Origin of the sequence: Methanospirillum hungatei (genome assembly GCF_020216685.1) — an archaeon.
GTDB classification, from domain to species: domain Archaea; phylum Halobacteriota; class Methanomicrobia; order Methanomicrobiales; family Methanospirillaceae; genus Methanospirillum; species Methanospirillum hungatei_B.
The window spans coordinates 1-11,448 of record NZ_JAIWNS010000169.1 but is presented as its reverse complement, the minus strand read 5'-3'; the positions used below and the strand labels follow the sequence as shown (position 1 = coordinate 11,448).

Here is an 11,448-nt window from a genome sequence, read left to right as displayed (position 1 = left end):
CTGCAGATAGTCTACTATGAGGAGGAAGGTCTTCAGAAGTGTTATCATCCATTGCAAATCAGATAATCTCCTTCTATATTCACTATAGAGAGATAAATAGTATCCGGAGAAAGGTTAAAAATTAATGAGTAATTTTCTTTTCAGCAAGTCTTGTAACTGCACTTATATCCGTTTCCTGCATAAGTTCAAGCATTCCTGATTGTACAGCACTTTTTACGAACTGCTCTCCCACACCGGTACGGATAAGAAGTGTTGTCCATCCATCCGGTGTTCCAACACTACCTGCAGAAATATCAGCATCGAGAGCAGTAAAATCCTTACAAGTTTTACATCCTTCCCTTATTGCAGATTCTATCTCTTTCAAAGGAATGTTTTCAGTATTTCCATCTGACAGGGTCAGCTCAAGCTTTCCCTTTACATCCATTCGAATGATTTCATACTGTTGAATATTGTGCTTTTGTTTCAGTATCTCTTCCATTAAGGGATAATAATTGAAACTCTCCGTGCAGAAAAGACCGATCATCAGTCTGATTGCTTTCCCGAAGGGTCTTACCAGATCATGAGAAGAGTCTTTCATGAGACGGGCAGCCTGCATGACACATGGAGTCCCGATGATGGCAATCCTAGTTAACTTTTTCGAAACGACCGCTGTTTTCAATGCCTTTAATACTGGAACACTCCAGTTATATCGGCTTCCTGCATGTTCAAGCATCTCACCGGCACTGGTAACAAGAACAGATATGGGTTTATGAGTCCAGCGATCCTCTGAAACAGTAATGACCCCGTCGATAAGACCTTTCGAGAATGCATCTGCCAGTATTGCAGTGACTGCTCCTCCACTTTGTTTATGTGAAATTTCAGTAGTTGCACGCGCACCTTTACAGAAGAGATAATTGCCGAGCAATTCTCCTTTTTCTGGTTTTGTCCGGGGGCATACTTCATAGCATGCTCCACATGGTACCTGATCAGTCTCCTGTTTACAATAACCGGATGAGATGGGGCGGACAATACCAGGATCATCAGGAACATACAGAGCATCAGCAGGACATACCGCAACACATGCACCACATCCGCTGCAGATACCCGCATCCCAGACTTCTTCCTGTAATGCAGTATAGGTTTTTTTCTTTATCATGTCCTCACTCCCAGGTATATTTACCGGCAAATGGCCGGGCACTCACCGGTGCTATCCGGGTATATGAGCTGTTCATCAGTTTCACAGGGTCAATGCCATAATATTGAGAGAATTCAGAGATGAATGATTTTATTCTATCAATATCCTCTGATGTTGCCGGTCTTGCACTACTCCCGATACCCAAAGTCCATTCTTCAACTGCCCCCCTGATGAAAATTTCACCCCCATGAATGCCGCTTGCAAGGCCCATCTCTGCATATGGTTCTTCATCCTGAATCCGGAACATGATAACAAGTCCGCCTGCCATATATTCTCCTAAAAATGCCTTGGCTGTTCCTCCTATAATCAGGACCGGACGTTTATCCTGATATTGTTTCATATGAATTCCGCCACGATAGCCGATATCATCCCTGATGAAGACTTTCCCTCCCCTCATACTATGAGCGGTTGCATCACCACTCGCACCGTGAATGATAATTGTACCTTCATCCATGGTATTTCCAGGTGCGTGGTCGGCATTCCCGAATACTTCAATGGTGGGTCCTTTCATGAACATCCCCAGATCGCCTCCGGGTACTCCGTGAATGGTAATTTTCACATTGCCGATAAGGCCATCACCGATAAACCGCTGACCCATGACATTTTTTAAAATGATTTCAGAAGCCCCGTCACGGACGGCCTGCCTGATCTGTTTGTTGAGCGGAGTATAGTGAATCCCTGCCGCATCTATTGTAATAGTAGTCATGTCAGGCTCCTATCGCTTTGACATCAAGAACATCAAGCATTGACTGATCAAGCATATATCCTCTCAAACGGTCACGGTTCCCACGAAGAGATTCAATACTATTGATTCCTGCAGCACCCATCAATTCCGCAAGTTCCAATGTCCATGCATCAATGAGGTTTTTTACATTATGTGACGCCTCTTCAGGATCCAGTCTTGCGACAAGATCCGGACGCTGTGTTGCTATTCCCCATGTACAAAGACCACGATAGCAGGTTCCACACACCCTGCATCCCATCGCTACGAGAGCTGCAGTTCCGATATAGACTGCATCTGCTCCAAGACAGATAGCTTTTGCAACATCTGCACTCTGCCTGATTCCACCGGATGCGATGATGGAGACTTCGTTTCTGATTCCCTGTCTCCTGAGTTTTGTATCCACGGCTGCAACGGCGGCTTCTATCGGGATACCGACATGATCTCTGAAGACTGATGGTGCTGCTCCTGTTCCTCCTCTGAATCCATCGATTACTACTGCATCTGCTCCTGACCTGGCAATCCCTGCTGCAATGGCTGCTACATTATGTACCGCTGCAATTTTTACAAAGACTGGTTTTTTCCATTCAGTTGCTTCTTTCAGACTAATTACCAGTTGTTTCAGATCTTCAATGGAGTAAATATCATGATGAGGTGCCGGACTTATGGCATCACTGCCTTCCGGGATCATCCGTGTACAAGATACATCAGCACAAACCTTCTCACCAGGGAGATGTCCGCCGATTCCGGGTTTTGCTCCCTGACCTATCTTAATTTCGATGGCAGCTCCTCGTTCAAGGTAATTGACATCAACGCCAAATCTTCCTGATGCAACCTGCACAATCATGTGTTCCTGATAGGGATACAGAGCTTCATGGAGCCCTCCCTCTCCGGTTCCCATAAATGTCCCAATATCTGATACCGCTTTTGCCATCGCTTTGTGAGCATTCAAAGAGATAGCCCCATAACTCATATGACCAATCATTATCGGGGTCTCAAGTTTGAGATTTGGTACCAGCTCTGTTACAAGACTGATGTCTGAGTCAGATTTTTGAATGAATTCAAGTTGCCGGGGTTTTTTTCCGATGTATGTCCGAAGTTCCATCGGCTCACGGAGTGGATCAATTGAAGGATTTGTTACCTGACAGGCATCGAGAACCAGGTGATCGAATAAGATTGGGTATTGTTGTGCATTCCCCATCCCGCCAAGGAGAATTTTTCCGCTTTCTGCCTGTTTAAAGATATTTTCTTTCACCTGAGCAGTCCAGACCGGATGAGACCGGTAATCACAGGGACGCTCCATGATGGTGATAGCATCACGGGGACATTGTGAGATACATCGGTGACAGGCCACACAATTTCGGGTATTCGTGATGATTCCTTCTGGTTCCATCCGAAATACACCATATGAGCAGTTATCTACACATCTTCCACAGAGCATGCACTGGTTCTTGTCAATAACAACCTGAAATTTTGTTGGTCTGGATCCAATGATCATGCGACCGTCCTCCCAACAATTGGATGGCCTGCTTTTGGCATATAGATATTCTTAATCGCAGAATCCACCGTTCGGATTGCTGCCTCTTCACTGGAGATAAATACCTTGTTGTCATGTTCGCCGATTACCAAGGGGCGGAGTTTAATTCTGTCTGAAAATCCGACAATCGAGTCTGGAGAAGCAACAGCAATAGCAAAAGGCCCGTTCATCATCGCCGACCCATATGTGAGACGAAGAGCGGTATTTAATCTCTGAATATCTTCGGGCATTCGTTCAATCTCTTCCCAGAAGGGAGGAGCAAGAGCACGTACTGCCAGTTCCTGGGTCAATCCGTGTCGTCGGACGAGGAGATCCATGAGATATGCAACAACTTCCGTGTCGGTATACATCGTGCAGTCATATCCAAAACTCTCAATATATCTCCTGTTGGTTCCATATGAGGTAATTTCTCCATTGTGGACAACACTCCAGTTCAGGAGATTAAAGGGATGAGCTCCACCCCACCATCCGGGGGTATTTGTCGGGTACCGATTATGGGCAAGCCAGAGATATCCTTCATATTTCTCGACCCGGTAAAAATCAGCAACCTCCTCTGGCCATCCGGATGCCTTAAATACGCCAATGTTTTTTCCTGATGAGAAAATCAATGCTCCCTTTATGGATTTATTCACTTCCATGACAATGTGTTTTACAATCTCATCATCAGGAGTTCTGCTCCGCTGCATTAACCGTGTCTTGGGGCGGAAAAAGTATCTCCAAGGCGTATGAATTTTGGGTATTCCTGCCTGTTCGAAGGTCGGTATCTCTTCATCATGCTCTATCATCCCCCAGGTTTCGAGGAGATCTTCTACCTGGGCTTTAGGTTCGACCAGATTATCATAAAAAACATGAATGGCATAAAGATCGGCGTAGTCCGGGTATACTCCATATGCTGCATATCCGGCACCTTCACCACTTCCGCGCTCATCCATTATCGAAAGGGCATCCCTGATGGAGGAGCCATCCATGAGCTCACGCTGTTTATCTATTACTCCGATTATTCCACACATAACATCACATAAGTCTCATTGACATGCATTATAAGGCAACGAGCAAATTCCGGATAATTCCGGCATGGAAGCTAACTGCTTGTATGATTCTTATAAGCTTTTCATCTTTATTAACCTGTTCGGTGCAAATATCTCCTTGAAACGCTGAAATTGTAACTTATTTTTCTGATAACATTACTTTTTTTTGAATAGCCCTCCACTCAAAACTGATTGGTGATCATTCATGTAAATCTACATGAATAAGTAACAAGAAAAAAATGATCCGTGAGAGTTAAATTTAAATGTAATTAGGTAGAAGTATGTTTCAATGTCTGATGCAAAGGTCAGCGAAATGATCGCACGGATAAAGGCTGATAATGTAAAATTCATCCGCCTGCAGTTCAATGATATCCTTGGCATCCCCAAGAATGTTGCAATACCTGTCGTTCAGGTTGAGAAGGCCCTTACTGAAGGAATCTGGATTGATGGTTCTTCAATCGAAGGATTTGCACGAATTGATGAATCTGATATGATTCTGAAACCGGATATCAGTACCTATCAGATTCTTCCCTGGAGACCGGCAGATAAGCGGGTTGCACGGTTTATCTGTGATGTTTACACATACGGTAACAAACCATTTGAAGGTGATCCAAGATCAGTTCTGAAAAGAAATCTGGATGAAGCAGCAAAATTAGGGTTTACTTTCAACTGTGGTCCGGAATTAGAATTCTTTGTCTTTAAGCGAGATGAAAAAGGACAGGCCACTACCGAATTTGTAGACCATGGAGGATATTTCGACCTGGCACCCAGTGATGCTGCAGAAGATCTCAGACGTGAGATTGTTCTTGCATTGACTGATATGGGCTTTGAAATTGAAGCATCTCACCATGAAGTTGCAGACTCACAACATGAGATTGATTTCAAATATGGAGATGCTCTCTCTGTTGCTGATAAAGTTATTACCTTTAAATTTGCAGCAAAAACCCTTGCACTCATGAGTGGTATGCATGCAACCTTTATGGCAAAACCAATCGGCCGGATAAACGGAACCGGTATGCATACTCATGGGTCACTGAGCAAAGACGGGAAGAATGCATTCTTTGATCCAAATGCAGAGAACCAGCTTTCAGAGACCATGCTCTACTATATCGGTGGTCTTATGAAGCATGCAAAGGCACTTACCCGTCTTGGTAACCCAACCATTAACTCATATAAGCGTCTGGTACCCGGATATGAAGCTCCTGTATACATTACCTGGAGTGCAGCAAACCGGTCTGCAATGATTCGTGTCCCTGCTGCTCGTGGTAATAGTACTCGTGCAGAGTTCAGAAGCCCAGATCCAACCTGTAATCCCTACCTGCTCTTTGCCGGTATGATTGCAGCGGCACTTGACGGTATTAAGAATAAGATCCTTCCTCCTGCACCAACCGATGTTAATATTTATCACCTGACCGAAGAGGAGAGAAAGAGCAGAGGTATTGAGATGCTTCCAGGCTCTCTTATCGAAGCAAATGATGAGCTCTTAAAAGACAAGGTTATCTGTGATGCACTCGGTCCACATATCGTCGAAAACCTGACCAAGATAGCTGTTGCAGAAAATGATGAATTCCGCCTCACTGTTCATCCTTGGGAAATTGAGCGATACATCAATAATTTCTAATTTTTTCATTTATTATTTGTTTTTAAGCAGACTTATTAGGGTTTTTTAGTCAGAAATATCTTCTCTATCACTAATATTGACAGAACGAGAGGATTGGACTATATAGTTTCTAAAATAACGTATATATGATGGAAGTTCCCAGGGAACAGGTCTGCGTCCTTATTCCTACCCTGAATGAAGAGCCGACAATCGGTCCTCTTATTCAGAAGTTTCATAATGCCGGGTATTATGATATTCTCGTTATCGATGGAAATAGTACAGATAATACCAGAGATAAGGCTCATCAAGCCGGGGCCAACGTGATCATACAAAAAGGGAAAGGAAAAGGGGCTGCATTTATCCAGGCTATTGAACATATATCAAAACCCTATGTAATCCTTATTGACGGTGATAATACCTATGATCCTGCAGATGCAGATGCTCTGGTTCTTCCACTTTTATCCGGATATGATCAGACATTAGGAAATCGTCTGATTCCCTCTAACCATGTCTCATTTAATCGCCTGAATTTAACCGGAAACCGTATTTTAAACTGGTTATTTAAGATCAGTCATGGGCGGTACCTCTATGATATTCTGACTGGATACAGGGCATTCACTCTTGCATCTCTTCAAAGAATGCGACTATATGAAGAGGGTTTTGGTATTGAAACCGAGATATCTTCTGAATCTGTTCGGAATGATGATAAGGTGGCAATAGTTCCGGTATCGTATGGAGTCAGAATCGGAAGTGATACCAAATTGGATCCTTTCCATGACGGGATAAAAATAGGACGAACCATCTACCGGTTGGCCAAGCTGAATAACCCGATGTTTTATTTTGGTCTTATAGGGCTCATCTTCCTCCTGGCTGGTGCAGGTATTGGGATATACATCGTATATGAGTGGCTTTTAAAGATTGATCATATTCCGCTCACGATACTCTCAGTAACCCTTATTATTGTAGGTATTCAGATTGTCATGTTCGGTATTCAGGCTGATATTCAACTCGCAAACCAGCGGGAGTTTCTTCATGAAATTCAAAAGCTACGGAAAGAGAAGTAGATTCCGTGATGAATTGTAACATTTATCAAGGATAATCGATAACATATGTGGTGCATCTGCGGTAATAGTCTAGCGGCAGGACAGGGGCTTCCCAAGCCCTTAGCCCGGGTTCGATCCCCGGTTACCGCATATTTTCCATAATTTTTTCCCTTGAATATTGGTTCTTATGTACATATCTGAACGTTCATCATCAAAGCCGTATTCAGAATAATAAAATAATGAGTAATTTTAAAATTAATTCAGTTCATTAGATTATTGAATAAAGCCCCTTCAGTGTACATTACCAGCAATAATCCTCTCTTCTCGATTATTTCAAGAGAGGATTCAAGGCGAGAATGAAAATGGCTTTATTATTATATGAAAAAGAGGAAGTCTCTAGATTTTCAATGTATTATATCAGTTGAAGATAAGAAGGTATTCGGAAGGTAAATCAATTCTTTTTTAAAATTATCTCTTTTATATGTTCAATTTCCCGTATTCTTCTTTCATAATCGTCAACAACTTCTTCTCTTAGTTCTTCGAGGATATCTTCTGGCCTTTTAATAATATGATAGATTTTTACAGGTCTCCCTTTGTTTTCCGTTATAAGGCGAACCACATCAATCCACCTTCGCTTCATGAGTTCGGTTATTGCCAGACTAACTTCCGGTTGTCTGAGATCTGTAATCCGTTCAATCTCACGCGAGGAAAGATCAACATCCTGAAGTAACGCGACCAGGACCAGAGCACAATTTTTTTTCATTCCAATATCTCTGAACAGGTCAGCGACCTCTTCTAATTCTTTGGATAACTTAATCGGAAGACTCGAGTCGGTCATAGTTGTCCTTTATTATATTGCATAAATAATATAAGAAAAGATCTTATTTAACTATCAATCTAATTCCTAAAATTTATTAATATTTTTGATATCTGCTTGAAATAGGGATTTTGGATAAATATGGTTCAATCGTATGTGCATTCTATAAATTATTGACATATATAAAAATTATTGAATAATTGTAAGATGAATGTAAAGTATCTTTAAAATTTCGTTTATCGAATGAAATCATATTATCCTTATTTTCATACATTCATATAATGAGTATAAAATCGAGAATTATACCGTATTCAGGGTTAAAATTTTTCTCATATTAGAAGTATTTGGGAATATTGTGTATCATCTTAAGATTTATTGGTCTGCTCTTTTATCATGATTTATATTTCTGTATATATAGAGAAAGATTATAAACGTTGAGATGAATTTCATATAATACTCTCATTATATTGCCCGGCATATACTGAATATCTGGCCCATTACCTTTCATTTAATAGACATAATATCTTGTCTGACATTTTGATACATATTCGTGGATGAAGAAGAAATTAATCATTCAATATTATCGGATTTGGATCCAAGGCGTTTTGATGTGAATTGGTAGATCTATTTAACTCCAAGTCATATCCGAAGCGAAAAATCCACTATATTATCTCACACATCACATGATCTATACAGTATATGCTCGAAGAAAACATAGATGAGGGGCCGGTCACAAAGACAAATATTGGCCGATTGACCAATGGAATATTCGTATTTACCTTACTATTATTGTTTAAAAATGTCCGTCTTCCTTCTTTTGCTGATGCAATGGCTGAAACAAAAATTGATTCGTTTGGACTTATGCAAATCCCGGATATTTTAAGTTTCGTAAATGCCTTTCTCATTATTGCACTCATATGGATAATAACATTCCATATTTTTCATCAGTTAAAAAAGGTTGACAGAAGATACATCTCCATACATTTCGGATTACTAATTTTAATCATTTTTATCCCGATAACAAGTCATCTCTATCAGATATTTGAAGGTAACTCAATAATTGCCTTCTTTTTCCATACCAATATTTTATTTATCAGTATATTTCTGATGGGTGAATGGTATCATATCACACATACTCCACCAATAATTTCTGCTGTTGAAAATACACGAATTTGCGGGTGTTTTTCTAGAAAAATATTATATGTACCGGTAACTGCTGTCATCGGCATTCTCCTCTCACTGAATGATATCACTCTGACCAGAAATCTGTATTATGGGACTATGATTATCTTCTTTCTGGACTGGTTCCTGACAACCAGGTATTCTTGTTGTGTATGGAGGAGAAAGAGATGAAAAATCCAAAACTACCATGTAAAGGTCCCGTTCCTCAGGATATGCTGGAAATTCTTATGAATGGAATATTTGCGTTTGCGATGACACTCATTGTAAAAAATAATATTCCATTACCTTCGGGAAATGTATCAGAGGACATTTATTTTTTTATTGAATTTTTTCTCTCAATATTTTTCGACGGGTTCAGTTTTATTTTTACTTTTATTCTGCTCGCAATTTTTTATATACTGGCTTTTGAAATCATGCGCCATTGCGTGTTTATAGACCGCTTCTGTGTTTATCTGATTTTTGGTTTTCTTCTGACAATAATATTTATTCCCTTATCATCTCTACTCTGGAGTATTTCTGATGTTCCTATTCCTTATGGGATTCTTTTCCATGCAAATATTTTGATCTCCGGGCTTATACTTTTGTGTTTGTGGGTTCATATTTTCAAGTTACCAGGGATTATTCGGAAAAGCACGACAAAAGAATATATAAATAATTTATCATTCCGGATAAGCGTTTTTCCTCTTACTGCATTGGTCGGTATACTTATTGATGGAAACGAAATTTCTTTCGGGATTGTTCCTATTATAATCCTATATCTTGTACCAATAGTTATGTGTGTCAGATATGCCCGTGATTTCTGATTTTCATACCTTCATTTCCTATTATTCGCTATAATTAGCGCATAATACTTATACCCTTACTATCCAAGGATAACGTATGGATCAGGATATGCCATCAGACGATACAATGGATCGTATTACCTCTGATTCGCTCAACCTGTTTGGTTCTGAAGTAATAATTCAGGAGGTGGCTGAAGAACCTGAAATCCCCGATGATCAAATCCTGATTCAGGAAGAAACCGATGAAATCCAGCTAAAAGAAGAATCAGACATACAGGAAGAATATGAATCAGGTTCTGATCCTTACCTCGCTGTAGGGATTCAGCTTATCAGGGATCATGAATGGATTAAGGCTCTTCCATATCTTTCAAAAGTCATCTTTTCTGATGAAGAGGAACCACTTGGATGGTTATATCTCGGTATTATTCATTTACACTTAAATAATTTTGAGCAAGCCCGGGAGCACCTCCAGAAAGCTTTCACTTTTGAAAGAACACGTTCCATTTCATTGTATTATCTTGCCTTTGGGGAATATCGTCAGTCCAATTTTCAAAAAGCCCTCACATATCTTGAGCAGATACCAACTGGCGATATAAAAAAAGTAAAAAAATTATTCCTTAAGGGCCTTTGTCATTTTAAACTGCATCAATATCAATCAGCAATACAGGAATTCCATGAACTTCTCACAAGCGATCCGGACCACAAGAGAACTCTTTTTCTTATTGCATTTTGTCAGCTTCTGTCAAACATCCCGGAAGAAGCATTAAAGAATGTAGATCATCTGCTTGAACTCGATGATCGATTTCAGCATGCCTGGGAATTAAAATCCCGTATACTTATTAAACTGGAGAGATATTCTGAAGCATTATCTTCAACGAAGAGGTTGCTATGGCTGAAACCAAAAGCATATGAAGGACTCTGGATATCCTGTTTTTCACTATTGAAAATGAACCGGTTTGAAGAGGCATTGAATACTGCCCGCCTTATTACTACCTATTATCCGCTTCAGTCAACAGGATGGAATCTCATGGGACTTGCATATATGGGTTTAAACAGATTTCAGGATGCACTCAAACCACTTGAACGAGCGTTACAGATAAATCCGCATGACTCAGCAGCTCAGGGATATCGTATCATCGCTCTTCGAAAATTGAAGAGGTATGGCGATCTTCTCCAATATTATGAATACCTTACTGAAGAAGAACCAGATAATCTGAAAGCCTGGTTTAACAGGGGCGTGCTCTTACACCGTGCGGGGCGTTTTCTTGAGGCTATTGATAGTTATCAGAAAGTGCTGAATAAGAATCCTACAGATACCAGAGCTCTCTTAAATAAAGGACGGGCGCATCAGGCATTGCATGAAACACATAAAGCAATCACCTTATTTAAACAGGTAATCCATATACACCCTGAAAATTCAGATGCATGGTTTTATTTAGGACAGATTTATACAAATCTTGTCAGACTGTCAGAAGCAATGATGTGTTATGATCAGGTGCTCCGGATTGATCCCCGGCATGTAAAGGCCATGATATATAAGGCAAAAATACTGGATGAACTTGGG

General features: G+C 40.5%; 9 protein-coding genes, 1 tRNA gene and 1 pseudogene. 6 read left to right on the top strand and 5 right to left on the bottom strand.

Annotation, left to right across the window (positions count from 1 at the left end):
- Positions 1 to 121 precede the first annotated feature (121 nt).
- The 4 genes from LDL35_RS10695 to LDL35_RS10680 are packed head-to-tail and all read right to left on the bottom strand — an operon-like array spanning position 122 to position 4,442.
- A complete protein-coding gene (locus tag LDL35_RS10695; RefSeq protein ID WP_304022326.1) occupies positions 122 to 1,135 on the bottom strand; it encodes a Coenzyme F420 hydrogenase/dehydrogenase, beta subunit C-terminal domain in 1,014 nt (337 codons plus the stop codon).
- Positions 1,136 to 1,139: 4 nt separating this feature from the next.
- On the bottom strand, positions 1,140 to 1,880 hold the full coding sequence (locus LDL35_RS10690) for a hypothetical protein (protein WP_304022325.1): 741 nt from the start codon (positions 1,878 to 1,880) through the stop codon (positions 1,140 to 1,142).
- Between the two features lies 1 nt (position 1,881).
- Positions 1,882 to 3,393 carry a glutamate synthase-related protein gene (locus LDL35_RS10685; protein ID WP_304022324.1) on the bottom strand — a complete coding sequence of 504 codons (1,512 nt, stop codon included), beginning with the start codon at positions 3,391 to 3,393 and terminating at the stop codon, positions 1,882 to 1,884.
- Positions 3,390 to 4,442: a hypothetical protein gene (locus LDL35_RS10680; protein WP_304022323.1), complete on the bottom strand. Its 1,053-nt coding sequence runs from the start codon at positions 4,440 to 4,442 to the stop codon at positions 3,390 to 3,392. The genes LDL35_RS10685 and LDL35_RS10680 overlap by 4 nt, the downstream gene beginning before the upstream one ends.
- Positions 4,443 to 4,749: 307 nt before the next feature.
- Between LDL35_RS10680 and glnA the strand changes: the two genes are divergently transcribed.
- The 3 genes from glnA (at position 4,750) to LDL35_RS10665 (ending at position 7,253) form a co-directional block, all read left to right on the top strand.
- Positions 4,750 to 6,081, top strand: a complete 1,332-nt coding sequence (gene glnA / locus LDL35_RS10675; protein ID WP_304022322.1) for a type I glutamate--ammonia ligase — start codon at positions 4,750 to 4,752, stop codon at positions 6,079 to 6,081.
- Positions 6,082 to 6,206: 125 nt separating this feature from the next.
- Positions 6,207 to 7,124 (top strand): S-layer glycoprotein N-glycosyltransferase AglJ, encoded by a 918-nt coding sequence (gene aglJ / locus LDL35_RS10670; protein WP_304022321.1) that lies wholly within the window; start codon positions 6,207 to 6,209, stop codon positions 7,122 to 7,124.
- Between the two features lie 58 nt (positions 7,125 to 7,182).
- Positions 7,183 to 7,253: transfer RNA gene (locus tag LDL35_RS10665), tRNA-Gly, on the top strand.
- A 301-nt stretch (positions 7,254 to 7,554) separates the two neighbouring features.
- Here LDL35_RS10665 and LDL35_RS10660 read toward each other — a convergent pair.
- Positions 7,555 to 7,941, bottom strand: coding sequence for a hypothetical protein (locus tag LDL35_RS10660; RefSeq protein ID WP_304022320.1), 387 nt, complete (start codon positions 7,939 to 7,941; stop codon positions 7,555 to 7,557).
- 678 nt (positions 7,942 to 8,619) lie between these two features.
- Here LDL35_RS10660 and LDL35_RS15365 point away from each other — a divergent pair.
- The 3 genes and pseudogenes from LDL35_RS15365 to LDL35_RS10650 all read left to right on the top strand — a co-directional run.
- Positions 8,620 to 8,925 (top strand): annotated as a pseudogene (locus tag LDL35_RS15365) (TMEM175 family protein); the annotation flags it as partial.
- 329 nt (positions 8,926 to 9,254) lie between these two features.
- Positions 9,255 to 9,905 (top strand): TMEM175 family protein, encoded by a 651-nt coding sequence (locus LDL35_RS10655; protein WP_304022319.1) that lies wholly within the window; start codon positions 9,255 to 9,257, stop codon positions 9,903 to 9,905.
- A gap of 88 nt (positions 9,906 to 9,993) precedes the next feature.
- A partial coding sequence (locus tag LDL35_RS10650; protein ID WP_304022318.1) for a tetratricopeptide repeat protein occupies positions 9,994 to 11,448 on the top strand: 1,455 nt, incomplete at its 3' end.

Excerpts from the sequence above, each read along its gene's own strand:
- LDL35_RS10655 (WP_304022319.1), top strand. The coding sequence starts at position 9,255 with ATGGAGGAGAAAGAGATGAAAAATCCAAAACTACCATGTAAAGGTCCC.
- LDL35_RS10660 (WP_304022320.1), bottom strand. The coding sequence starts at position 7,941 with ATGACCGACTCGAGTCTTCCGATTAAGTTATCCAAAGAATTAGAAGAG.
- LDL35_RS10695 (WP_304022326.1), bottom strand. The coding sequence starts at position 1,135 with ATGATAAAGAAAAAAACCTATACTGCATTACAGGAAGAAGTCTGGGAT.
- aglJ (WP_304022321.1), top strand. The coding sequence starts at position 6,207 with ATGATGGAAGTTCCCAGGGAACAGGTCTGCGTCCTTATTCCTACCCTG.
- LDL35_RS10680 (WP_304022323.1), bottom strand. The coding sequence starts at position 4,442 with ATGTGTGGAATAATCGGAGTAATAGATAAACAGCGTGAGCTCATGGAT.
- LDL35_RS10690 (WP_304022325.1), bottom strand. The coding sequence starts at position 1,880 with ATGACTACTATTACAATAGATGCGGCAGGGATTCACTATACTCCGCTC.
- LDL35_RS10685 (WP_304022324.1), bottom strand. The coding sequence starts at position 3,393 with ATGATCATTGGATCCAGACCAACAAAATTTCAGGTTGTTATTGACAAG.
- glnA (WP_304022322.1), top strand. The coding sequence starts at position 4,750 with ATGTCTGATGCAAAGGTCAGCGAAATGATCGCACGGATAAAGGCTGAT.